The 24,666-nt window shown below is 49.9% G+C and carries 26 protein-coding genes and 1 other annotated feature; of the genes, 18 read left to right on the top strand and 8 right to left on the bottom strand.

The window, feature by feature from the left end; genetic code table 11:
* Positions 1-4: 4 nt before the first annotated feature.
* Positions 5-1,465 (bottom strand): cardiolipin synthase, encoded by a 1,461-nt coding sequence (gene cls, locus AC791_RS12770; RefSeq protein ID WP_049840801.1) that lies wholly within the window; start codon positions 1,463-1,465, stop codon positions 5-7.
* Between the two features lie 145 nt (positions 1,466-1,610).
* Between cls and AC791_RS20385 the strand changes: the two genes are divergently transcribed.
* Entirely contained in the window at positions 1,611-1,784 is a 174-nt protein-coding gene (locus AC791_RS20385) for a YciY family protein (RefSeq protein WP_133159223.1), read from the top strand.
* A gap of 33 nt (positions 1,785-1,817) precedes the next feature.
* On the opposite strand, the gene AC791_RS12765 is transcribed toward AC791_RS20385, so the two are convergent.
* Positions 1,818-2,114, bottom strand: coding sequence for a YciI family protein (locus AC791_RS12765; protein ID WP_049840800.1), 297 nt, complete (start codon positions 2,112-2,114; stop codon positions 1,818-1,820).
* Between the two features lie 219 nt (positions 2,115-2,333).
* On the opposite strand from AC791_RS12765, the gene tonB reads away from it, so the two are divergent.
* Positions 2,334-3,053, top strand: coding sequence for a TonB system transport protein TonB (gene tonB, locus AC791_RS12760; protein WP_049841628.1), 720 nt, complete (start codon positions 2,334-2,336; stop codon positions 3,051-3,053).
* Between the two features lie 32 nt (positions 3,054-3,085).
* On the opposite strand, the gene AC791_RS12755 is transcribed toward tonB, so the two are convergent.
* The 3 genes from AC791_RS12755 to pfkB all read right to left on the bottom strand — a co-directional run bounded on the left by AC791_RS12755 (position 3,086) and on the right by pfkB (position 5,360).
* A complete protein-coding gene (locus tag AC791_RS12755) occupies positions 3,086-3,946 on the bottom strand; it encodes a fructosamine kinase family protein (protein ID WP_049840799.1) in 861 nt (286 codons plus the stop codon).
* A gap of 104 nt (positions 3,947-4,050) precedes the next feature.
* Positions 4,051-4,341, bottom strand: coding sequence for a type V toxin-antitoxin system endoribonuclease antitoxin GhoS (ghoS, locus tag AC791_RS12750; RefSeq protein WP_049840798.1), 291 nt, complete (start codon positions 4,339-4,341; stop codon positions 4,051-4,053).
* Positions 4,342-4,427: 86 nt separating this feature from the next.
* Entirely contained in the window at positions 4,428-5,360 is a 933-nt protein-coding gene (gene pfkB, locus AC791_RS12745; RefSeq protein WP_049840797.1) for a 6-phosphofructokinase II, read from the bottom strand.
* A 313-nt stretch (positions 5,361-5,673) separates the two neighbouring features.
* Here pfkB and AC791_RS12740 point away from each other — a divergent pair, with 313 nt between their 5' ends.
* From AC791_RS12740 to selO, 15 genes are all read left to right on the top strand, one after another.
* Positions 5,674-6,432 carry a DUF481 domain-containing protein gene (locus AC791_RS12740; protein WP_049840796.1) on the top strand — a complete coding sequence of 253 codons (759 nt, stop codon included), beginning with the start codon at positions 5,674-5,676 and terminating at the stop codon, positions 6,430-6,432.
* 320 nt (positions 6,433-6,752) lie between these two features.
* Positions 6,753-8,681: a threonine--tRNA ligase gene (gene thrS, locus AC791_RS12735; RefSeq protein ID WP_049840795.1), complete on the top strand. Its 1,929-nt coding sequence runs from the start codon at positions 6,753-6,755 to the stop codon at positions 8,679-8,681.
* A 3-nt stretch (positions 8,682-8,684) separates the two neighbouring features.
* Positions 8,685-9,227, top strand: coding sequence for a translation initiation factor IF-3 (gene infC, locus AC791_RS12730; protein WP_072094350.1), 543 nt, complete (start codon positions 8,685-8,687; stop codon positions 9,225-9,227).
* A gap of 86 nt (positions 9,228-9,313) precedes the next feature.
* Entirely contained in the window at positions 9,314-9,511 is a 198-nt protein-coding gene (gene rpmI, locus AC791_RS12725; RefSeq protein WP_001124225.1) for a 50S ribosomal protein L35, read from the top strand.
* A gap of 50 nt (positions 9,512-9,561) precedes the next feature.
* Positions 9,562-9,918, top strand: coding sequence for a 50S ribosomal protein L20 (rplT, locus tag AC791_RS12720; protein ID WP_002440151.1), 357 nt, complete (start codon positions 9,562-9,564; stop codon positions 9,916-9,918).
* A 106-nt stretch (positions 9,919-10,024) separates the two neighbouring features.
* Positions 10,025-10,148 (top strand) — a sequence feature (Phe leader region).
* Entirely contained in the window at positions 10,030-10,074 is a 45-nt protein-coding gene (gene pheM / locus AC791_RS20550) for a pheST operon leader peptide PheM (protein ID WP_001386830.1), read from the top strand. It overlaps the preceding feature by 45 nt.
* Positions 10,149-10,188: 40 nt before the next feature.
* Positions 10,189-11,172 (top strand): phenylalanine--tRNA ligase subunit alpha, encoded by a 984-nt coding sequence (gene pheS / locus AC791_RS12715; protein ID WP_049840794.1) that lies wholly within the window; start codon positions 10,189-10,191, stop codon positions 11,170-11,172.
* Between the two features lie 15 nt (positions 11,173-11,187).
* Positions 11,188-13,575 carry a phenylalanine--tRNA ligase subunit beta gene (gene pheT / locus AC791_RS12710; protein WP_049840793.1) on the top strand — a complete coding sequence of 796 codons (2,388 nt, stop codon included), beginning with the start codon at positions 11,188-11,190 and terminating at the stop codon, positions 13,573-13,575.
* 4 nt (positions 13,576-13,579) lie between these two features.
* Positions 13,580-13,879, top strand: a complete 300-nt coding sequence (ihfA, locus tag AC791_RS12705; RefSeq protein WP_006820203.1) for an integration host factor subunit alpha — start codon at positions 13,580-13,582, stop codon at positions 13,877-13,879.
* Positions 13,880-14,036: 157 nt separating this feature from the next.
* Positions 14,037-15,017: a vitamin B12 ABC transporter permease BtuC gene (gene btuC, locus AC791_RS12700; RefSeq protein ID WP_049840792.1), complete on the top strand. Its 981-nt coding sequence runs from the start codon at positions 14,037-14,039 to the stop codon at positions 15,015-15,017.
* Positions 15,018-15,046: 29 nt separating this feature from the next.
* Complete coding sequence (locus AC791_RS12695) at positions 15,047-15,598, top strand: glutathione peroxidase (RefSeq protein WP_049840791.1); 552 nt, start codon at positions 15,047-15,049, stop codon at positions 15,596-15,598.
* Positions 15,598-16,347, top strand: a complete 750-nt coding sequence (gene btuD, locus AC791_RS12690; protein WP_049840790.1) for a vitamin B12 ABC transporter ATP-binding protein BtuD — start codon at positions 15,598-15,600, stop codon at positions 16,345-16,347. Before AC791_RS12695 ends, btuD begins: the two co-directional genes overlap by 1 nt.
* A 79-nt stretch (positions 16,348-16,426) precedes the next feature.
* Positions 16,427-16,891: a C40 family peptidase gene (locus AC791_RS12685; protein WP_049840789.1), complete on the top strand. Its 465-nt coding sequence runs from the start codon at positions 16,427-16,429 to the stop codon at positions 16,889-16,891.
* A gap of 441 nt (positions 16,892-17,332) precedes the next feature.
* On the top strand, positions 17,333-18,046 hold the full coding sequence (locus AC791_RS12680) for an EAL domain-containing protein (RefSeq protein ID WP_049840788.1): 714 nt from the start codon (positions 17,333-17,335) through the stop codon (positions 18,044-18,046).
* Positions 18,047-18,108: 62 nt separating this feature from the next.
* Positions 18,109-19,551: a protein adenylyltransferase SelO gene (selO, locus tag AC791_RS12675; RefSeq protein ID WP_049840787.1), complete on the top strand. Its 1,443-nt coding sequence runs from the start codon at positions 18,109-18,111 to the stop codon at positions 19,549-19,551.
* 5 nt (positions 19,552-19,556) lie between these two features.
* Here the strand turns inward: selO and hemP are convergent, their stop codons facing one another.
* The 3 genes from hemP to AC791_RS12665 form a co-directional block, all read right to left on the bottom strand.
* The gene (gene hemP, locus AC791_RS19860) at positions 19,557-19,736 is read right to left on the bottom strand and encodes a hemin uptake protein HemP (protein ID WP_072094348.1); all 180 of its coding nucleotides are present in this window, start codon (positions 19,734-19,736) and stop codon (positions 19,557-19,559) included.
* Between the two features lie 135 nt (positions 19,737-19,871).
* Positions 19,872-20,918 (bottom strand): 3-deoxy-7-phosphoheptulonate synthase AroH, encoded by a 1,047-nt coding sequence (gene aroH / locus AC791_RS12670; protein WP_049840786.1) that lies wholly within the window; start codon positions 20,916-20,918, stop codon positions 19,872-19,874.
* A 154-nt stretch (positions 20,919-21,072) separates the two neighbouring features.
* Entirely contained in the window at positions 21,073-21,906 is an 834-nt protein-coding gene (locus tag AC791_RS12665) for a pyruvate, water dikinase regulatory protein (RefSeq protein WP_049841627.1), read from the bottom strand.
* Between the two features lie 330 nt (positions 21,907-22,236).
* Here AC791_RS12665 and ppsA point away from each other — a divergent pair, with 330 nt between their 5' ends.
* Positions 22,237-24,615, top strand: coding sequence for a phosphoenolpyruvate synthase (gene ppsA / locus AC791_RS12660; protein WP_049840785.1), 2,379 nt, complete (start codon positions 22,237-22,239; stop codon positions 24,613-24,615).
* Positions 24,616-24,666 lie beyond the last annotated feature (51 nt).

Below are 24,666 nucleotides of genomic sequence, written 5' to 3'. Positions count from 1 at the left end.
CGTTTTACAGTAACGGACTGAAGAAGTAAAACAGTCGCTCTGTTATTCGCTGCCATAATGGACGTTTTGCCCACAGCCGGCTATCAAGCAGCCGTGAACGAGAAATATAATCATCCTGAACAGCGGCTAAATCGCCGCCAAATCCGGCATCGTCAATAACCAACGTAATTTCAAAGTTTAGCCACAAACTGCGCATATCCAGATTCACCGTGCCGACGAGGCTCAGCTCGCCGTCAACCAGTACGCTTTTGGTGTGCAACAATCCACCTTCGAACTGATATATCTTAACGCCGGCCTCCAGTAACTCAGCAAAGAATGCACGACTGGCCCAGCCAACCAGCAGGGAGTCATTTTTACGCGGCAAAATTATACTGACATCCACGCCCCGCTGGGCGGCGGTACAAATAGCATGTAGCAGATCGTCGCTGGGCACAAAGTAGGGCGTGCTCATGATCAAGTATTCACGGGCAGCATATGCCGCGGTTAACAATGCCTGATGAATCAGGTCTTCAGGGAAACCGGGGCCTGAAGCAATGGTATGGATCGTGTGCCCACTGGCTTCTTCGAATGGCATAACATTGTTGTCAGGTGGCGGAGGTAAAATCCGTTTACCGGTTTCAATCTCCCAATCGCACGAATAGACAATGCCCATTGCGGTCGCGACCGGCCCTTCCATGCGGGCCATGAGATCGACCCACTGACCGACGCCGGCATCCTGCTTGAAGAAACGGGGATCAACCATATTCATACTACCGGTATAAGCAATATAGTTATCAACCATAATCATCTTGCGATGCTGACGCAGATCCATGCGGCGCAGGAATACACGCATTAAATTGACTTTTAACGCCTCGACAACCTCTATGCCCGCATTGCGCATCATATTCGCCCACGGGCTGCGAAAGAAGGCTACGCTACCGGCAGAATCTAACATCAGCCGGCAGTGTACGCCACGACGCGCGGCGGCCATTAACGATTCCGCTACCTGATCGGCCATCCCGCCCGGCTGCCAGATGTAAAACACCATCTCAATATTGTGCCGCGCCAGTTGAATATCGCGAATAAGCGCCTGCATCACGTCATCGGACGTGGTTAATAGCTGGAGCTGATTGCCTTTAACGCCGCCGATGCCCTGACGACGTTCACAGAGCTTAAACAACGATGAGGCGACGGCACTGTTTTCTTCGGCAAAGATATATTTGCAGGCTTTAAGATCGTTAAGCCATTTTGCTGTTGATGGCCACATGGCACGCGCACGTTCTGCACGCCGTTTGCCAAGATGCAATTCACCTACCGACAGATAAGCGATAATGCCTACCAGCGGTAAAATATAGATAATTAACAGCCATGCCATCGCGGAAGGAACTGCACGGCGCTTCATCAGGATGCGTAAGGTGATACTCGCAATGAGCAACCAGTATCCAAGAATGAGCAGCCAGCTCACTACCGTGTAGAAGGTTGTCATAAATAAAAAAATCCTTTTGATAGCGTATTGTTATGAGTGTACGCGCACATAAAATTCTGGCAAATAAAAAGCGGGTACGAAAAGCGCTGTTCTGATGACAGCAAGAGTTTATAATGCACGTTCTTCCTTTATAAGAGCAGTAAAAATGAAGCGTAGTCGAACGGAAGTGGGACGCTGGCGTATGCTGAGACAGGCAAGTCGTCGTAAATCCCGCTGGCTTGAAGGTCAGTCTCGTCGCAACATGCGTATTCACTCCATCAGGAAGTGTTTACTTAACCAGCACCGCAATATTCTGCTGTTTGCGATTTACGATCTCTAAGTGAAAAGGGCACCGTTAAAGGTGCCCACAATTTTAGAATACCTTTTTGTACGGTTTTATCGTCACATTCTGATAAACACCCGCCGCAACATACGGATCGGCATCTGCCCACTCGGTCGCTTTCTCTATAGATTCAAATTCGGCTATCACCGTTGAGCCAGTGAAACCGGCAGCACCCGGATCGTTACTGTCCACCGCAGGCAGTGGGCCAGCCGTAAGCAGACGTCCTTCATCCTGTAATAGTTGCAGGCGAGCCAGATGCGCAGGGCGCACGGACTGGCGTTTTTGCAGCGAATCAGCTACATCTTCAGCGTAAATAACATACAGCACGGTAAGAGCTCCTTATCTTTAATTTGCCAAAATACGGTATGTGAAAGCAGAGCAGACTGCAATCACCACGTTTAGCAGGGTAAAACCTTGTATAAACCAGAGATGAATTGTGCCGATTTTGGTAAAAAATGGACGAAGAGAAAATGGCTTATTGAATATGATTGCTATTTGCATTTAAAATTAGCTCATCATTTTTCAACAGATACCACTATGACTTCGATGGCCCTTGATTTACCACGCCGCTTTCCATGGCCTACATTGCTAGCTTTGTCTATTCACGGTGCTGTAATAGCAGGTCTGCTTTACACCTCGGTAAATCAGGTTGTTGAATTGCCCGCACCCGCGCAGCCTATGTCCATAACGCTGGTAGCGCCTGTGCAACCCGAACCGGTTGTTCAGCCTCCGGCTCCTGAACCCGTGGTTGAACCAGAACCTGAGCCAGAACCGGTTCCGGAACCGCCAAAAGAGGCGCCGGTGGTGATTGAAAAACCAAAACCAAAACCTGAGCCAAAGCCGAAACCTAAGCCGAAACCGGTAAAGAAAGTCGAGCAGCCAAAACGCGACGTTAAACCAGCGGAGCCGCGACCGGCCTCGCCTTTCGACAACGCAGCGCCTTCGCGCACGGTAAATAATACGCCTCCGGCGGCTAAGCCAGCCGTGACAGCACCCACCGGTCCGCGGGCATTAGCGCGTAATCAGCCTTCTTATCCGGCGCGCGCACTGGCGCTTCGTGTGGAAGGTAAAGTCAGGGTGAAATTTGATGTGACTGCTGATGGACGCGTGGATAACGTGCAGATCCTCTCCGCTCAACCTTCGAATATGTTTGAGCGGGAAGTGAAAACAGCAATGCGCAAATGGCGCTATGAATCGGGTAAGCCGGGAAATGGGCTGATTATGAATATTGAATTCCGCATCAACGGCGGTGTTAAAATAAACTAACCAACCCGTTCAGGCCGCCAGACGGGGCCTGATTATGGTGCCAGAACGCGATCCAGCGCATTTTGTGCGGTCATCAGGTGCTGGCCGCCAAACAGAATTGCCCGGTTAAGCAGCGTGTACAGTTGATACACAGGCTGTCTTTCAAGAAAACCTGACGGAAGCGGGGAAACGGATTGATAGCCATCGTAAATCTGCGGCGGTTGATCGGGATGCAGTGGAAGCATCGCTAAATCGCACTCTCTGTCTCCCCAATAGCAGGCGGGATCGTAGATAAATGGCCCCTCCGGCCCCAGCGCGCAATTGTCTGACCACAGATCGCCATGCAGCAGGGAAGGCTGTGGCTGATGATTGCCCAGACGCTGTTGGATCAGGGTGACAATGGTATCAATATCACCAAACGAAAGACCTTTTTCAGCGGCCAGCTCCAGTTGCCAGCCAATACGCTGCTCGGCAAAAAAAGTGGACCAGCGACGCTGCCAGGCATTTGGCTGTGGCGTGGTGGAGAGCGCATTGTCAAAATCCAGGCCAAACTGTGGCTGATCGCTCCACTGATGAAGACGTGCGATTTGCTGACCCAGCTGAAATGCACTGTGCGCATCCAGCGGCCGAACGGGTAAATAGTCCATGACCAGAAAAGCATTATCTTGCTCGCTGCCTACCGCCCACACACGGGGAACGGCAACCGTTTTACTGCGTGACAGGAGTTCCAGCTGATCGGCTTCTGCCGTAAAGCAGGGGAGCAACTCGCGCTCATCGTATTTCACAAAAAAATCCCGGCCAGCATAGCGAATGTGCCATGCGGCGTGGATTTCTCCGCCAGGCAGTTCACGACGCTGTTCGATCTCACCTTCGCCAAGTTGCTCACTTAACAGTCGACTGATAGCCTGCCACATGTTCTTTCTCCCATGTTTATTGCCATATCATAACGTTAGCGCACAAATGCTTTGAAAAAACCGAACTCACGCACAGTTGAAAAAACTGCCTGCCGTAATGGCACTTATTGCTTATCGTTTAACCAGGATTCAAATACGGTCACATGAACATCAGGAGTAATACCTAAGGCACTTTCAGCAAGCCCTGTTGCCAGCGCTTTTACCTCTTGTTCATTGTGGGGACTGACAAGGCCAAACGAGTTAGTTCCCAGCTCATGAACCTTACCGTCATTATCGCTAAGCGTAAGGAGAAAGCCCGCGCGCGTGAGCTGGTTATTAAGCTCATTAATTTGGGTGAGGGTTTCTTCATGAAACTTCACCGTCACTACATATCGTTTTATATCGCCTTCGCTCATGACTCACCTCATGAATTAACGGATTTTTTTAGCATAGCTGATGATAATGGTTTGGCGACTTGTGTCGCCTGACGCGGGCACAGGTATTAAACCCGACGCAAATAATCATAAATCTTCTGTGTATTTTCTGCCGAACAGAGACGCGTACCCTGATTGATCGTCGCAGCACTGCCGGCAGCAACGCCGTAGCTAACCATCTCCGCAAGCGTGGCATTTTCAGCCATTTTCAGGGTCATTGCGCCAACCATACTGTCACCTGCTCCGACAGTGCTCTGGCTTTTAACTGGAGGGGGCACAATCTGCACGCAATCCTTATTATCTACGCCCAGTGCGCCTTGTGGTCCCAGTGACACCACGACTCGCCGCGCTTTTCCGCTGCGAACAAGTTCCTGCGCCGCCTCGCGCACATCATCAGGTTGTGTAAGTTCACGCTGTACTAAGGCACTTAACTCTTTCAGGTTGGGCTTTACCAGTTCAATATTACCGAACGCCAGCGCGGCAGCAAGCGCCTCCCCGGAACTGTCAACAATACAGCGAATACTATGCTGCTGCGCCGATTTCACCAGTTGTGCCAGCCGATCAGCCTTAATACCTGGCGGAAGGCTGCCGCTGATGACCAGCAGTGAGTCCGCTTCGATCTCAAGTACGCATTTCTCAAGCTGATGGAATTCATCATCGGTAAGCGTTGCGCCTGGCATCACGAACCGATATTGCTCGCCGCTGGACTCCACATGAACATGGAGATTTTGCCGTGTCCAGTCCTGGGCGTTGACGGTGTATACCGGTACCTGCTCATCAGCCAGTAAACTCACTAAATGTTCGCCCGTTGCACCACCCGCCGGAAAAATAGCCGAAGCTCTACCCCCGAGAAAGGTAATCGCCCGGGCGACATTAATACCACCGCCGCCGGGCTCGAATACCGGCGCGCTACAGCGCAATTTTCCTTCGGGATAAAGTTGTGGTGTCAGTGTGGCACTGTCCAGAGAGGGAGCGAATGTGAGGGTATATATTTTAACCATAATAAAGCCTCTTTTTATCTCTTTAAGAGCATGACCTAATACAGATAACAGTAAGCCTGGCATTAAAGTCAGTGTAGTGACAGGGCAACAGCATGATTTTACAAATAAATACGCTTTTAATCAGGCAATAACAGCTCGGGAAGGGATACGGTTTTGGGATCGTTCTTATTCAAAAAATCCTGTAATATTTCATTGCTATGTTAATAGAGCCTTTTTATAATTTGTTACCTTTCTCTGGATTGTTAACATTGATCCCCTCGAAAGTTTCCGGGACCGTGATGGTCTCTTTTTTTGTTGTGCGGACTTATTATAAATGAAGCTCTTAAAGACAGTTCCTGCTGCTATATTACTGGCGGGAGGCGTTTTTGCATCAATGTATGCAATGGCCGACGATAGCGTTTTTACTGTCATGGACGATCCTTCTAGTGCGAAAAAACCTTTTGAAGGTAATGTTAATGCGGGTTATCTCGCGCAGTCGGGGAATACTAAAAGTTCCTCATTGACGGCTGATTCAACCCTGACCTGGTACGGCAATGCTACTGCCTGGTCTTTATGGGGCAATGCCAGCAACACCTCTTCTAACGATGAGCGTTCTTCTGAGAAATATGCGATTGGTGGACGTTCTCGTTATAACCTGTCAGATGAAAACTATCTGTTTGGTCAGGGAAGCTGGTTAACTGATCGGTATAATGGTTATAAAGAACGCGACATTGTGACCGCAGGTTATGGTCGTCAGTTCTTAAACGGGCCGGTACACAGTCTGCGTTTTGAATTTGGTCCCGGTGTTCGCTACGATCAATACACTGACGGTGGCAATGAAACCCAGCCGCTGGGTTATGCATCCGGAACCTATGCCTGGCAGATGACGGACAACGCAAAATTTACGCAGGGCGTATCCGTATTTGGTGCTGAAGATACCACCGTAAATTCTGAGAGCGCGCTTAATGTCGCGATTAACGAGCATTTCGGTCTGAAGGTTGCCTATAACCTTACCTGGAACTCTAATCCGCCGGACAGTGCGCCGGAGCATACCGATCGCCGTACAACGCTATCACTGGGTTATAAAATGTAATTTGAGCGGGCCGATTAAAGGCGGCCCGACTTTCCCGCCTGTATTTCTGTAATTGCATTAATCCTGCCTACTGAGTTAACTATACCTTTAGCAAAGACAAAAAAGTCAATTGAACCAATATGAAGCTGAATGGTGCAAACACGCTTTTTTTAATGTTACTATTCAGAGACGGCGTGAAATTAACGATATGCCGGGTTTTCAAATTGCGTCCCAATTTAGCAATTGTTGGTTAGATGGCGTCGCAATTTACTGTTTATAAACGATTATTCTCTTTGTATGTGATCTTTCGTGTGGGTCACCACTGCAAATAAGGACATAAAATGCCTGTAATTACCCTTCCTGATGGCAGCCAACGCCAGTTCGATCGTCCCGTAAGCCCGCTTGATGTTGCTCTTGATATCGGACCTGGTCTGGCGAAAGCCTGCATCGCGGGTCGCGTTAATGGTGAGCTGGTTGACGCAACCGATCTCATTGAAAACGATGCTCAGTTAGCGATTATCACCGCGAAAAATGACGAGGGTGTGGAAATTATTCGCCACTCCTGCGCGCATTTGCTGGGTCATGCTATTAAGCAGCTCTGGCCTGACACTAAAATGGCGATTGGCCCGGTCATCGACAACGGTTTTTATTATGACGTTGATCTCGATCATACGCTGACCCAGGAAGATATCGACGCGCTCGAAAAGCGGATGCACGAGCTCGCTGAAAAAAACTATGACGTCATCAAGAAAAAAGTGAGCTGGGAAGAGGCGCGTGACGCCTTTGTTCAGCGCGGTGAAACGTATAAAGTTTCTATTCTTGATGAAAATATTTCCCATGATGATAAGCCAGGCCTTTATCATCATGAAGAATACGTTGATATGTGTCGTGGACCGCACGTGCCGAACATGCGTTTTTGCCATCACTTCAAGCTGATGAAAACCGCAGGTGCGTACTGGCGGGGCGATAGCGACAATAAAATGCTGCAGCGTATTTATGGTACGGCCTGGGCGGATAAAAAGGCGCTAAGTGCCTATTTGCAACGCCTGGAAGAAGCGGCTAAACGTGACCACCGTAAAATCGGTAAACAGCTCGACCTGTATCATATGCAGGAAGAGGCGCCGGGCATGGTTTTCTGGCATAATGACGGTTGGACCATCTTCCGCGAACTGGAAACGTTTGTACGTTCCAAGCTGAAAGAGTATCAGTATCAGGAAGTTAAAGGTCCCTTTATGATGGACCGTGTGCTGTGGGAAAAAACCGGCCACTGGGAAAACTATAAAGATGCAATGTTCACCACTTCTTCTGAGAACCGTGAATACTGCATTAAGCCGATGAACTGTCCTGGTCACGTCCAGATCTTTAATCAGGGCCTGAAATCTTACCGTGATTTGCCGCTGCGTATGGCCGAGTTCGGTAGTTGCCATCGTAACGAGCCGTCAGGTGCGTTACATGGCCTGATGCGCGTTCGCGGCTTTACTCAGGATGATGCTCATATCTTCTGTACGGAAGAACAAGTACGTGATGAAGTTAACGCATGTATTCGTTTAGTCTATGATATGTATAGCACCTTTGGCTTCGAGAAGATCGTCGTCAAACTTTCCACTCGTCCTGAAAAGCGTATTGGCAGCGACGAGACCTGGGATCGTGCTGAGGCGGACCTGGCCGTTGCGCTGGAAGAGAACAACATCCCATTCGAGTATCAGGTGGGTGAGGGTGCGTTCTACGGTCCGAAAATTGAATTTACCCTATATGACTGCCTCGATCGTGCATGGCAGTGCGGTACAGTACAGCTGGACTTCTCATTACCTTCGCGTTTAAGCGCATCTTATGTTGGTGAAAGTAATGAACGTCAGATTCCGGTAATGATCCACCGCGCAATTCTTGGTTCTCTGGAGCGCTTTATTGGTATCCTGACCGAAGAATTTGCGGGCTTCTTCCCAACCTGGCTTGCACCGGTGCAGGTAGTTGTGATGAACATTACTGATTCTCAAGCCGATTATGTCAGCGAATTGACGCAAAAATTGCAAAATGCGGGCATTCGTGTAAAAGCGGACTTGAGAAATGAGAAGATTGGCTTTAAAATCCGCGAGCACACTTTACGTCGTGTCCCTTACATGTTGGTCTGTGGCGACAAAGAGGTTGAAGCCGGCAAAGTTGCCGTGCGCACCCGTCGTGGCAAAGACTTGGGCAGCCTGGACGTAAATGAAGTTATCGAGAAGCTGCAACAAGAGATTCGCAGCCGCAGTCTACAACAACTGGAGGAATAAGGTATTAAAGGCGGAAAACGAGTTCAAACGGCACGTCCGAATCGTATCAATGGCGAGATTCGCGCCCTGGAAGTTCGCTTAACAGATCTTGAAGGCGAACCCCTGGGTATTGTGAGTCTGAGAGAAGCAATCGAAAAGGCTGAAGAAGCTGGAGTAGATTTAGTTGAAATCAGCCCTAACGCCGAACCGCCAGTTTGTCGTATTATGGACTACGGCAAGTTCCTTTATGAAAAGAGTAAGTCTTCTAAGGAACAGAAGAAGAAACAGAAAGTTATCCAGGTTAAGGAAATTAAATTCCGTCCTGGTACCGATGATGGCGATTACCAGGTAAAACTCCGCAGCCTGGTTCGCTTTCTGGAAGAGGGTGATAAGGCTAAGATCACACTGCGTTTTCGCGGTCGTGAGATGGCCCACCAGCAGATTGGTATGGAAGTGCTGACGCGCGTCCGTGACGATCTGAGTGAACTGGCAGTTGTCGAATCCTTCCCAACGAAGATCGAAGGCCGCCAGATGATCATGGTGCTCGCTCCTAAGAAGAAACAGTAAGGCCTTCAAGCAGTAATGACTGTGGTTTCACAGTCATTACTCGCCTACGTTTCGTTTATTAACAATGCGAAGTGGAAGTTATTAAAATGCCAAAAATTAAGACCGTACGCGGTGCTGCTAAGCGCTTCAAAAAAACCGGTAAAGGTGGTTTTAAGCACAAGCACGCTAACCTGCGTCACATTCTGACCAAAAAAGCTACTAAGCGTAAACGTCACCTGCGTCCGAAAGCCATGGTTTCTAAAGGCGATCTGGGCCTGGTAATCGCGTGCCTGCCGTACGCATAAGTCGTTAACCCTTTTAACTTTTTAATTAGAATAGATACAGGAGAGCACATATGGCTCGCGTAAAACGTGGTGTAGTTGCCCGTGCACGTCACAAGAAAATTTTGAAACAAGCCAAAGGCTACTACGGTGCGCGTTCACGCGTATACCGCGTTGCCTTCCAGGCTGTTATCAAAGCTGGTCAGTATGCTTACCGTGACCGTCGTCAACGTAAGCGTCAGTTCCGTCAACTGTGGATTGCGCGTATCAACGCAGCAGCACGTCAGAACGGTATCTCTTACAGCAAATTCATCAACGGCCTGAAAAAAGCCTCTGTTGAAATCGACCGTAAGATCCTGGCTGACATCGCAGTATTCGACAAAGTTGCGTTCACCGCGCTGGTCGAAAAAGCGAAATCAGCTCTGGCCTAAGCCAGTTGAGAAGAGGGAGCCTGGCTCCCTCTTCTTTGTTTTTATTAATATTTTTCCGTTAAGCTCTTTCAACAAGGCCTTAATTTCCCGCTAACACAAGGTAACGCAAGCATGAATGCTGCTATTTTCCGCTTCTTTTTTTACTTTAGCACCTGAATCAGGGAGGCTAGCGCGTGAGAAAAGAAACGAAAAACAGCGCCAGAAAGCCTCCCAGTGGAGGCTTTTTTTGTATCTGGTGTTTGGATATATCGTCACATAATGAGGAAAATCATGTCACATCTCGCAGAGCTGGTTGCCAGTGCGAAGGCAGCCATTAACCAGGCGTCAGATGTTGCCGCGTTAGATAATGTACGCGTTGAATATTTGGGCAAAAAAGGGCAATTGACCCTGCAAATGACGACCCTGCGTGAGCTGCCCGCAGAAGAACGTCCTGCGGCAGGTGCAGTGATCAATGAAGCCAAGGAGCAGGTTCAGCAGGCGTTGAATGCCCGTAAATCCGATCTGGAAAGCGCGGCGCTCAATGCACGCCTGGCCCAGGAAACCATTGATGTTTCACTGCCGGGCCGTCGCATTGAAAATGGCGGCCTGCATCCGGTAACGCGTACTATCGATCGTATCGAGAGTTTCTTTGGTGAACTGGGCTTTACCGTTGCGACCGGCCCGGAGATCGAAGACGATTACCACAACTTTGATGCGCTGAATATTCCAGGCCACCATCCGGCGCGTGCCGATCATGACACTTTCTGGTTTGATGCGACTCGCCTGCTGCGTACCCAGACTTCCGGTGTGCAGATCCGCACTATGAAAAATCAGCAGCCGCCAATCCGTATTATCGCTCCGGGTCGCGTTTATCGTAACGACTACGATCAGACACATACCCCGATGTTTCATCAGATGGAAGGGTTGATTGTCGATACACACATCAGCTTTACCAATCTGAAAGGCACACTGCACGATTTCCTGCGTAACTTCTTTGAGGAAGATTTGCAGATCCGCTTCCGTCCCTCTTATTTCCCGTTTACCGAGCCGTCCGCAGAAGTGGATGTAATGGGTAAAAACGGTAAATGGCTGGAAGTGTTGGGCTGCGGCATGGTGCATCCGAATGTACTGCGCAATGTTGGCATCGATCCGGAAGTTTATTCTGGCTTTGCATTCGGCATGGGAATGGAACGTCTGACTATGCTGCGTTACGGTGTCACCGATTTACGTGCATTTTTCGAAAACGATTTGCGTTTCCTCAAACAGTTTAAATAAGGGCAGGATAAAATAATGAAATTCAGTGAACTGTGGTTACGCGAATGGGTTAACCCGGCGGTCGACAGCGAAGCGTTGTCCGGTCAAATCACGATGGCAGGTCTGGAAGTTGACGGCGTCGATGCGGTGGCCGGCAGCTTTAGTGGCGTTGTGGTAGGCGAAGTGGTGGAATGCGCTCAACACCCGAACGCGGATAAACTGCGCGTAACGAAAGTGAACGTCGGTGGTGAGCGTCTGCTGGACATCGTCTGCGGTGCGCCTAACTGTCGCCTGGGGCTGAAAGTTGCGGTAGCAACCATTGGTGCAGTACTGCCTGGCGACTTTAAAATTAAAGCGGCTAAGCTGCGCGGTGAGCCGTCGGAAGGAATGCTGTGCTCCTTTTCGGAGCTGGGTGTTTCCGACGATCACAGCGGCATTATCGAACTGCCGGCTGATGCGCCGCTGGGTACGGATATTCGTGAGTATCTGAAGCTTGACGATAACACGATTGAAATTAGCGTAACCCCCAACCGTGCCGATTGCCTGGGCATTATTGGCGTAGCGCGCGATGTGGCTGTGCTGAATAAACTGCCGCTTAACGTGCCGCACGTTGAGGCAGTGAACGCAACGATTGATGATGTGCTGCCTATTCAGGTTGATGCAACAGACGCGTGTCCTCGCTATCTGGGCCGCGTGATCAACGGCATTAATGTTAATGCGCCAACGCCGCTGTGGATGAGAGAGAAGCTGCGCCGTTGCGGAATACGCTCTATTGATGCTGTGGTTGACGTGACCAACTATGTGCTGCTGGAGCTGGGGCAGCCGATGCACGCTTTCGATAAAGATCGTATTGAAGGCGGGATTAACGTCCGTATGGCAAAAGATGGCGAGACGCTGGTACTGCTCGACGGCTCTGAAGCGAAGTTAAGCGCGGATACGCTGGTTATTGCTGACCATAATAAAGCGCTGGCCATGGCAGGTATCTTCGGCGGCGAATTCTCGGGCGTAAATGACGAGACCAGAAATGTTCTGCTGGAATCGGCCTTCTTCAGCCCGCTGTCTATAACCGGACGCGCGCGTCGTCATGGCCTGCATACTGATGCGTCTCACCGTTATGAACGCGGTGTCGATCCGGTTTTACAATATAAAGCCATGGAACGCGCAACACGCCTGCTTCTTGATATCTGCGGTGGTGAAGCGGGTCCGGTCATTGACGTAACCTGCGAGGCTGCCCTGCCGAAGCGTGCCACTATCACTCTGCGTCGCAGTAAGCTTGATCGTCTGATTGGTCATCATATCGCCGACGAACAGGTAGTGGATATTTTGACCCGTCTGGGCTGTGACGTTACGGCTGGCAATGATGAGTGGCAGGCAGTGGCACCGACCTGGCGCTTCGATATGGCTATCGAAGAAGATTTGGTTGAAGAAGTAGCGCGTATTTATGGCTACAACAGTATCCCGAATGAACCTGTCCAGGCGGGTCTGGTGATGGGTAGCCATAAAGAAGCCAATCTGTCGCTTAAGCGCGTGAAAACGATGCTCAACGATAAAGGCTACCAGGAAGTTATTACCTACAGCTTCGTTGATCCTAAAGTCCAGCAATGGGTACATCCGGGTGAAGAAGCACTCATACTGCCAAGCCCCATCTCCAGCGAAATGTCGGCGATGCGTCTGTCTTTGCTGACGGGCCTGCTGTCAACGGTGGTATATAATCAGAACCGCCAACAATCACGGGTACGTATTTTTGAAAGCGGGTTGCGCTTTGTCCCCGATACTCAGGCCCCACTGGGCATTCGTCAGGATGTCATGCTGGGTGGCGTCATCTGCGGTAACCGTCATGATGAGCACTGGAACCTGGCGAAAGAAGGCGTAGATTTCTATGATTTGAAAGGCGATCTGGAGTCAGTCCTTGATTTAACCGGTAAGTCTGCTGACATTCAGTTTAAAGCAGTCGCTAACCCGGCACTGCATCCAGGTCAATCGGCAGCGATTTATCTGAAAGATGAACACATTGGTTTTATTGGTGTTGTCCATCCTGAACTGGAACGTAAACTTGATCTCAACGGTCGCACTATTGTGTTTGAACTGGAGTGGAACAAGCTCGCAGACCGCGTGGTGCCTCAGGCGCAAGAGATTTCCCGCTTCCCGGCAAACCGTCGTGACATCGCTGTTGTCGTGGCTGAAAACGTTGCAGCAGGCGAAGTTTTGGCAGAATGTAAGAAAGTTGGCGTAAATCAGGTAGTTGGCGTAAACTTGTTTGATGTGTACCGCGGTAAGGGCGTAGCGGAGGGCTATAAGAGCCTTGCTATTAGCCTCATCCTACAGGATACCAGTCGTACACTTGAAGAAGAGGACATTGCCGCTACCGTTGCCAGATGTGTGGCGGCACTGAAAGAGCGATTCCAGGCAGCATTGAGGGATTGAACCTATGGCGCTTACGAAAGCTGAAATGTCAGAATATCTGTTTGATAAGCTTGGGCTTAGCAAACGGGATGCCAAGGAACTGGTTGAGCTATTTTTCGAAGAGATCCGTCGCGCTCTGGAAAATGGTGAGCAGGTAAAACTGTCCGGTTTTGGTAACTTTGATTTGCGTGATAAAAATCAACGCCCGGGACGTAACCCAAAAACGGGTGAAGATATTCCCATTACAGCCCGGCGCGTAGTGACGTTCAGACCCGGTCAGAAGTTAAAAAGCCGTGTCGAAAACGCTTCGCCCAAAGCAGAGTAATCTGAACTAATTAAAAAGGCCGCTTTTGCGGCCTTTTTTCTTATGCTGGACGGTCAGATAAGTAGAGTTATGTATAAGATAATTTCAGTCGTTTACTCCCTGTACCGGGAGAGAGCTTTACGCGCTGACGGCTGCGTCAGGTCAGGGAGAGGTTTATATGCTCGTCCAGGAACAACAGCTCCAGCGGCGTAACCGATGCTGGCTTATCGGCCTGACGCTAACGTTGTTGCTGCTCATCGTGCTTGGGATCAGCTCAGGAGAGCAGTGGATAAGCCCGGCGTCGTGGGCCACCCCCCAGGGGCATCTTTTCGTCTGGCAAATTCGGCTGCCCCGAACGCTGGCGGTGGTGCTGGTAGGGGCTGCCCTGGCGATTACCGGCACCGTTATGCAGGCATTATTTGAAAATCCGCTGGCAGAGCCGGGGTTACTCGGCGTCTCAAACGGAGCTGGTGTAGGACTGATCGCCGCGGTCATGATCGGACAGGGAAGCCTGGCACAATGGTCGTTGGGACTTTGTGCTATCGCCGGAGCGCTTGTCATCACGCTCATATTATTGCGATTTGCCCGCCGTCATCTCTCCAGCAGTCGTTTATTACTCGCGGGCGTGGCACTGGGGATTATCTGTAGCGCTCTGATGACCTGGGCCATCTATTTCTCGACCTCGTTTGACCTGCGACAACTGATGTACTGGATGATGGGTGGATTTGGCGGCGTTGACTGGCAACAGAGCTGGCTGATGATCGCATTATTACCGGTTATGGTATGGGTTTGCTGCCAGTCAACGGTGCTCAATTTGCTGGCGCTGGGCGAAATCTCCGCCCGACAATTAGGTCTGTCACTGGCGTTATGGCGCAACTTGCTGGTGGTAGCAACCGGCTGGCTGGTCGGCGTCAGCGTGGCGCTTGCGGGCGCTATCGGCTTTATTGGCCTGGTGATCCCGCATATTTTACGCTTATGCGGCCTGACCGATCATCGTGTATTACTGCCTGCCAGCGCGCTGGCAGGCGCAATAGCGCTAACGCTGGCTGATATCATTGCCAGACTGGCGCTGCCGTCGGCAGAATTACCGATTGGTGTGGTAACAGCCACGCTAGGCGCACCTGTTTTTATCTGGCTATTATTAAAGGCCGGGCGATAAGACCCGGTAAAATCAACTAAGGGGACGCTATGCAACATGACATTCTGAACACAACTGTGATGACCATTGACGGGGAAAACACCACGCTTGAACAGTATCAGGGCGATGTCTTACTGATTGTGAATGTCGCTTCGAAATGCGGATTGACGCCACAATATGAAGGGCTGGAGAATATTCATAAGGCATGGGCAAAAGACGGCTTTAAGGTGCTGGGTTTCCCGTGCAACCAGTTTCTCGGCCAGGAGCCGGGTAGCGATGAAGAGATTAAAACGTTCTGTAGCACGACGTGGGGCGTGACGTTCCCGATGTTCAGCAAAATCGACGTTAACGGTGAGTACCGTCATCCTCTGTATCAAAAACTGATCGCGGCTGCACCGACCGCCGTAGCGCCTGAAAGCAGCGGATTTTATGAACGTCTGGCGAGTAAAGATCGTGCGCCGCTCTATCCGGACGATATCCTGTGGAATTTTGAAAAATTCCTCATCGGACGTGACGGCCAGGTGGTGCAGCGTTTCTCACCGGACATGCAGCCAGAAGATCCGATTCTGATGGAAGCGATTAAACTGGCATTAGCAAAATAATGTCAACATGCGTGAGGCTGTGCGATGTTGCACAAGCCGGGCGGTTAGAACCGCTCTCTGCTATCGTCAGGGCCGGTGAGATGATTCATCTGGTTGGCCCTAACGGAGCCGGTAAAAGCACGTTACTCACGCGCATTGCCGGTCTCAGCGCAGGGGCGGGCCGCGTATTATTTAACGACCGGCCTCTGGAACAGTGGTCTGCAACCGCGCTGGCGCGGCACCGCGCTTTTCTCCCTCAGCAACAAACGCCGCCTTTTGCTATGCCGGTATGGCATTATCTGAAGCTACATCTGCCTGCAACACATCAGGGGCAACGCGTTGATGAAATTGCAGAAAAACTGAGACTGGGTGACAAATTAAGCCGTCAGGTTAATCAGCTTTCAGGCGGGGAATGGCAGCGAGTCAGGCTTAGCGCCGTGATTTTACAAATTCATCCCGGCGTGAATCCCCGGGGGCAGCTATTATTACTCGATGAACCGATGGCCAGCCTCGATGTGGCACAGCAATCCGCGCTGGACGGCGTGCTTAACGATCTGTGTCAGTCCGGGATTGCTATTGTAATGAGCAGTCACGATCTCAATCACACGTTGCGCCATGCCCATCAGGTCTGGTTATTATGTGCGGGGAAATTGATTGCTTCGGGCACTGCTGATAATGCGCTGACGCCTGCCGGGCTGCAAGCCGCTTATGGTATCCCTTTTCGTCGTCTGGACGTTGAAGGGCATTCTGTTCTGCTTTCTGAGAGCTAGTACGAATGGTCCCTTGCCAGTCAGATAATTAACAGGGTAAATTATTTCGTCATTTAAAGTGTAGAGGGTTCGCACGGACATGCGTTGCTGGTTTATTTTACTCATGGCACTTTTTTTAGCAGGGTGTAGCTCCCACCGGGCGCCGCCGCCTAATCCGCGACTTGCGGACTCCATTGTTGTCGTTGCTAATCTCAATGAGCAGCTTCACGCCTGGCGTGGTACGCCTTATCGCTACGGAGGAATGAGCCGCCGCGGTATTGACTGCTCTGGGTTTGTGCTAATGACGTACCGGGACAAATTCGCCCTTAAAGTTCCGCGCGAAACACGGCAGCTGGCTAACGTGGGCGCAAAGATCGATAAAGACGATCTGCTTCCCGGAGATCTGGTTTTTTTCAAAACTGGCTCAGGTGAAAGTGGCTTGCATGTGGGTATTTACGACACTGGCAACACCTTTATCCATGCTTCCACCAGTCGTGGCGTGATGCGCTCATCGCTGGATAATGTCTACTGGCGTAAAAATTTTTGGCAGGCCCGTCGCATATAGTGCAGGAAACCGCTGACTGCGGTTTCCTTTCAATACAATAAAAAATGATTTAACTCAAATTTACCAAATAGATCTGCTCGTATTATTACCTTTCTGATTTCAAAAATTTTCTTTATCTGGAACATTGCGAACTTACCCCTCTTTAATCTTCTATTTATAAGTGTCTGGTCATTTTGAATGACCGTATCGAAAAAAAGAGAGCCTGCTAAGTAATGGTGTAAACATTACATCATACATAGCGCTTTGCTGAAATCAGAGGTTTCTGCAACGACCTGTAATTGTATAACTTATCTGATATAGATTACACTGAGTCTCAAGGGTAGGGACATCCGCAATGAAAATGGGCATTATGCAATACTGTTTTTTAAAAATCATTTGGTTGAAATACTTCACCGATCATTTCAAAAAGCCTGTTCTTGCCCTTAATGAGGGGTTAGCACAATGAGAGTTTCTCTGGATAACGATTATCGTTCCGATTTATTATTTCTCCCTGCCCGAAATAGCACCGGAGAGCTGACAGGACTTGAAGTCATTGCAAACTTTTCGGCGGTAAGAGCGGATGTGCGGATACCGGTAGAGCTTGTATTGCCTCATCTTAGCGCTGAGCAGGAGTTATCTCTCTTTCTGGAGAAGCTGGCACTGCTTGAAACATGTCAGATATTTTTCATTCAACAGCAATTACTCGCCTGGATTTCTGTCACCCCGGCTATTGTTGAAATGCTGCTGGTAAACACCCAACTGGCTTCCCGAATAGAAAAATTCCCTTTCCTTGAGTTAACATTAAATGAGAATTATCCAGGATTAAATGCATTAACAGAAAGTCATCCACTGGTTTTACTGGCAAAGAGATATCCATTAGTCCTTGCCAATTTTGGTGCAGGAGATACAACTACTCATGCTGTATTCGCCGGACTATTTAAGCGTGTCGCACTTGATAAAAACTTCGTTCATCGGCAATTATCCGGGATTATGTTTGAGCCTTTTATACGCGCACTATTTGCGCAGATAAGTCCTTTTTGCACATCGGTGATGATTGGCGGAATAGATAACGAAATAATATACCAGCGCGCAATTTCTTTTCCTTTCAGTGCAATGCAGGGCGCTCTCTGGCCGGCGATCGATAAAGACAGTGTTACCTCGCTGGTTCAGCGATAACCCTGCTAACGGTCCGTGTTACAGTGGGGTATAAGGCACTACACTTACAGACAGGAGGATTTATGAACCTGTCTTTTATTAATAGCTGGCGCGACGAACTACCTGGGTTTTACACATCGCGCGATCCCGTGCCTTTACAAAATGCCCGGGTAATTTGGCATAACGCGGAGCTTGCACAGGAACTGGGTATTGCCGATGAATTATTTCACCCACAGCATGGCGCTGGCGTCTGGGGCGGAGAAGTACTGCTGCCGGGGATGTCGCCCCTCGCTCAGGTCTACAGCGGTCATCAGTTTGGCGTCTGGGCCGGTCAACTTGGTGACGGTCGCGGCATCCTGCTGGGTGAGCAACAACTTAGCGATGGCCGAAAAGTCGACTGGCACCTGAAAGGCGCCGGAAAAACGCCTTATTCCCGGATGGGCGATGGCAGAGCGGTTCTGCGCTCGACAATCCGTGAAAGTCTGGCTTCGGAAGCGATGCACTGGCTTGGCATCCCGGGGACGCGCGCGCTATCGATAACCACCAGCGACACTCCCGTGCAGCGTGAAACTATTGAGCATGGCGCAATGTTAATGCGTATTGCTGAAAGCCACGTTCGCTTTGGTCATTTTGAGCATTTTTATTATCGTCGCGAGCCGGAGAAAGTGCGTCAGCTGGCAGATTATGTCATTCGCTATCACTGGCCGCATCTGCAACACGATGATGCTAAGTATGCATTGTGGTTCCGCGACGTGGTTGAGCGTACCGCGCGAATGATCGCCCGCTGGCAGGCAACAGGTTTTGCACACGGCGTCATGAACACCGATAACATGTCGATTCTCGGGCTTACCATGGATTATGGTCCCTATGGTTTTCTTGATGATTATCAGCCCGGGTTCATCTGTAATCATTCTGATTACCAGGGACGCTATAGCTTTGATAACCAGCCCGCGGTCGGATTATGGAATTTGCAGCGGCTGGCACAGACGTTTTCATCATTTATAGATGCCGATACACTTAATAACACCCTTGATCACTATCAGCAGGTATTACTGACTGAATATGGGCTGAAAATGCGCCAAAAGCTGGGGCTGTTTACGCAACAGAAAGCGGATAACGAGTTATTGAATGCACTTTTTGCGCTAATGGCGCGCGAGAGTAGCGACTACACCCGGACCTTCAGGATGCTTAGCCAGACAAATCAACACAGCGCGGATTCACCGCTGCGTGATGAATTTATCGATCGTGAGGCTTTCGATAACTGGTTTGTAGATTATCGTGCGCGACTACAGATGGAACAGGTTGATGATCACACTCGCCAGTACGCCATGCAAAACGTCAATCCCTGCGTCATTTTACGTAACTGGCTGGCACAACGTGCTATTGAACGTGCGGAACAGGGCGATATGAGCGAACTGGAACAATTACACCGTGTGCTGCGTGAACCGTTTCGTGAACGGGACGATGATTATTCCCGACGTCCGCCTGAATGGGGTAAGGGGCTTGAGGTGAGCTGTTCAAGCTAGTTACTCTACTTGGTGAGGATCAGCTTACCGGCCAGAGTCTGGCGTAACAGATATTGCTGGCCATTATGTTCAATAATCACCCGACCTTCGGCACCTAACAGGGCTTCACTGTTGATGCGTCGATCGTTCGGGGCAGGGTATGGTGCATGAGGTGTACTGGTTTCTGCAGATTTAGTCGATGACATAACGGCTTTATAAAATGAGTATCAATAACGTAGTGATAATCATTATCATAAATATATGAAGTGGTAACAACTACCATTTATCTGGATACCCAATCCTGAAAAAACGCCATCCTGTGGATGGCGTTACCTGAAAACTTAAAAACGACTGTCTACTGCGCTTGCCAGTTTCTCAAGCAGCCGCTCACTGTCTTCCCAGCCCAGACAGGGGTCGGTGATTGACTGACCGTAAATCAGTGGCTGTCCAGCGACAATCTTTTGTGTGCCTTCGCGCAGGAAACTTTCTGCCATGATCCCGGCAATGGCCGTTGATCCATTACGGATCTGCTGGCAGATATCATCACAGACATCCAGCTGGCGACGATGCTGTTTCTGGCAGTTGCCGTGACTGAAGTCAACCACTAATTGTTCCGGTAAATCGAATTCATGCAGCGTATCGCAGGCTGCGGCAATATCGTCTGCATGGTAATTCGGTTTTTTACCCCCGCGCATGATGATGTGACCGTAAGGATTGCCGCTGGTCTGATAAATGGTCATCTGGCCGTTTTTGTCCGGCGAAAGAAACATATGGCTGGCGCGAGCGGCACGGATAGCATCTACAGCAATACGCGTGTTACCGTCCGTTCCGTTTTTAAAGCCGACCGGACAGGAGAGCGCCGAGGCCATTTCGCGATGGATCTGGCTCTCAGTCGTACGTGCGCCAATGGCCCCCCAGCTAATCAAATCGGCGATGAACTGACCGGTCACCATATCCAGAAATTCGGTTGCGGTGGGAACGCCCAGCTCGTTAACCTGCAATAACAGCTTACGTGCCAGCTCAATGCCATGATTAACGCGATAGCTGCCATTAAGATCCGGATCGGAAATCAATCCTTTCCAGCCCACTACCGTCCGGGGTTTTTCAAAGTACGTGCGCATGACGATTTCCAGCCGCCCCTGGTACTTTTCGCGCATCGGCTGGAGACGACGTGCGTATTCCATAGCCGCGTCCAGATCGTGAATAGAACATGGACCCATCACAACCAGCAGGCGGCGATCTTCCCCATTAAGAATTTTCTCGATATTGCGGCGCGACGCGGTGACGTGGCTGACCACATCCGGCGTAACGGGATAACGTAACGCCAGCTCCGCAGGCGTTACCAGGCTGCCGATCTGCGCGGTGCGCAGTTCATCTGTCTTATTCATCAGGTGTCTCAAAAAATTAGGCTTCAACGACAACGTTGCCGGGAAGTGATGCGCATCACGATAAACCAATCCCTGTCGATTTCAAGTGCAGGCCGTGTTACGCGTCTATTCAGATGACAGATGATAAACGATTTTTTATTTTTGTACTAGTTCATTAGTACATGCGGCGGCTCAATCCCATGATATCGAGAATTTTGGTCGCCATTTCTTCTACCGAGAAGTTGGTACTATTGAGAAAAGGAATATGATTCTTGCGATAAAGCGCTTCAACCTCGGCCACTTCCATTCGGCACTGGCGCATTGAGGCATAACGGCTATTTTCACGGCGCTCCTCACGTATGGCCGCAAGCCGCTCGGGATGAATGGTCAATCCAAACAGTTTAGGCTGCAGAGGTTTAAGCGCCGCAGGCAGGACAAGATTATCCATGTCATCAGCGATAAAGGGGTAGTTAGCAGCGCGCACGCCAAATTGCATCGCCAGATAAAGACTCGTGGGGGTTTTACCGCAGCGTGAAACGCCAAGCAGGATCACCTGCGCCTGATCAAGATTACGCAAGGAAATACCGTCGTCATGTGCCAGCGTGTAATCAATGGCGGCAATGCGCGCATCATATTTAGTGAGGTTCCCCGGGGTCAATCCATGTGTACGATGAGCGATCGGCGTGGGATCGAGTTTTAACTCCTGCTGTAACGGGGCAACCAGGGCCTGAACAATATCCTGACAGAATCCCTCACTTTGCAAAATAATCATGCGGATTTCGGGAATGACGATAGAGTAGAACACCAGCGGTCGAATACCCGTTTGCTGATAAATTGCGTCAATCTGATCTTTTACTGCCCGCGCCCGGCTCTCACTTTCGACAAACGGTAACGTGATGCTGTTAATGGCTACAGGAAATTGTGACATCACCGCATGACCCAGCACCTCAGCTGTGATAGCGGTACCATCAGAAATATAAAAAACGTGGCGATCGACAGAATTATCCATTTTATTCATCCCGGTTATTTGTACCTCCGCAGAGGAAATAAATTGAGTTAAACACATTTCAGCATTTGCTGTCTTAATTTAAAAAATGAAATGTTGTTTTTACTTTTTATGAACTGCCATAGTCATTTTCAGGAAGCTGAATAGACCGCTGGTCGATAAGGAAATATGGCGGAATCATAAAGTTAGCTAAATCAGGTAAACGCTCCTAAAAAATAAAAAAAGCAGTTTGCTTGAACGATTCACCGTTTTTTTTAATCGGCTAACTATGTCAGGATAAATGATGAATCAGTAGTTTTATCTCTTGCACATAAATCATAAAAGGATTGATCGATGTCCAACAATGGCTCGTCACCGCTGGTGCTTTGGTACAACCAACTCGGCATGAATGATGTAGACAGAGTCGGAGGCAAAAATGCCTCCCTGGGAGAAATGATTACCAACCTGGCTACCGTGGGCGTATCTGTTCCAAACGGGTTTGCCACGACTGCTGACGCGTTTAATCAGTTTCTTGATCAAAGCGGCGTTAACCAGCGTATATATGAGTTGCTGGATGAAACCGACATTGACGATGTCTCTGAGCTGGCCAAAGCCGGTGCACAGATCCGCCAGTGGATCATCGATACTCCTTTTCAGGGGGAGCTGGAACATGCTATCCGTGAAGCTTATGACCAGCTTTCGTCTGATGATAGTGAAGCCTCTTTTGCCGTCCGTTCATCGGCAACGGCGGAAGACATGCCGGATGCGTCATTTGCCGGACAACAGGAAACCTTCCTGAACGTACAAGGATATGATGCAGTGCTGGTGGCTGTGAAGCACGTCTTCGCGTCACTGTTTAACGATCGTGCTATCTCTTATCGCGTTCATCAGGGATACGATCATCGCGGCGTCGCACTCTCAGCAGGCGTACAACGTATGGTGCGCTCTGACCTGGCCTCTTCTGGTGTCATGTTCTCTATTGACACAGAATCTGGCTTCGATCAGGTGGTCTTTATTACCTCTGCCTGGGGATTAGGCGAAATGGTAGTACAGGGAGCGGTAAACCCGGATGAATTCTACGTCCATAAACCGACGCTGGCAGCAGGGCGTCCGGCCATCGTACGCCGTACCATGGGTTCAAAGAAAATCCGTATGATCTACGCGCCGAGCCAGGAGCACGGTAAACAGGTGTCGATTGAAGACGTTCCGCAGGCTCAACGTGATGTATTTTCGCTTACCAATGACGAAGTGCAGGAACTGGCGAAGCAGGCAGTGCAAATCGAGAAGCACTACGGCCGCCCTATGGATATTGAATGGGCGAAAGATGGTCATACTGGCAAATTATTTATTGTCCAGGCGCGTCCTGAGACGGTGCGCTCCCGCGGACAGGTAATGGAGCGTTATACCCTGCATGCGCAGGGAAAAATCATTGCTGAAGGTCGCGCTATCGGACATCGCATTGGTGCCGGAAAAGTGAAGGTCATTCATGATATTAGCGAAATGAACCGTATTCAGCCGGGCGATGTGCTGGTTACAGATATGACCGACCCGGACTGGGAACCGATCATGAAGAAAGCGGCTGCCATCGTGACCAACCGCGGGGGACGAACCTGTCATGCGGCAATCATTGCGCGTGAGCTGGGCATTCCGGCAGTGGTCGGCTGCGGTGATGCGACTGAGCGCATTAAAGAGGATGAAGATGTTACGGTATCGTGTGCGGAAGGTGATACCGGCTATGTCTACGCAGAAAAGCTCGATTTTAGCGTTAAAAGTTCCAGCGTTGACAAGATGCCCGATCTACCGCTGAAAATCATGATGAACGTGGGTAATCCGGATCGCGCGTTTGATTTTGCCTGTCTGCCCAATGAAGGCGTTGGCCTGGCAAGACTGGAGTTTATTATCAACCGCATGATTGGCGTACATCCTCGCGCGCTGCTGGAATTTGACGATCAGGATCCGAAACTGCAAAACGACATCACGCAGATGATCAAAGGCTATGATTCGCCAAAAGCGTTTTATGTCGATCGTCTTGCTGAGGGGATTGCGACGCTCGGTGCAGCATTCTGGCCGAAACGGGTTATTGTTCGACTGTCTGATTTTAAATCCAATGAGTATGCGAATCTGGTCGGCGGTGAACGCTACGAGCCGGAAGAAGAAAACCCGATGCTCGGTTTCCGCGGCGCGGGTCGCTACGTCTCAGACAGTTTCCGTGATTGCTTTGCGCTGGAATGTGATGCCGTCAAACGGGTGCGTAATGAGATGGGGTTAACCAACGTCGAAATTATGATCCCATTTGTGCGAACTGTTGATCAGGCGAAAGCCGTCATTGATGAGCTGGCGCGTCAGGGATTAAAGCGCGGTGAGCAGGGATTGAAGATCATCATGATGTGCGAAATTCCCTCTAATGCTCTGCTGGCTGAACAGTTCCTCGAGCATTTCGACGGTTTCTCCATCGGCTCAAATGACATGACGCAGCTGGCACTGGGACTGGATCGCGATTCCGGCGTGGTATCAGAATTGTTTGATGAGCGTAATGAGGCAGTAAAAGCGCTACTCTCTATGGCAATCCGGGCAGCGAAGAAGCAGGGTAAATATGTCGGTATTTGCGGACAAGGCCCGTCCGATCATGAAGACTTCGCCGCCTGGTTAATGGAAGAGGGCATCGATAGCCTGTCCCTTAATCCAGATACTGTTGTACAGACCTGGTTGAGCCTGGCTGAACTAAAACAATAATGGGTTAACAGATAATTCATCCCCGACAGTCACGTTGGGGATTTTTTATTT

The organism is Klebsiella sp. RIT-PI-d, assembly GCF_001187865.1.
Lineage (GTDB): Bacteria > Pseudomonadota > Gammaproteobacteria > Enterobacterales > Enterobacteriaceae > Superficieibacter.
Note: the sequence above shows the minus strand (reverse complement) of the source record. Positions and strands in the feature narration are given on the sequence as shown.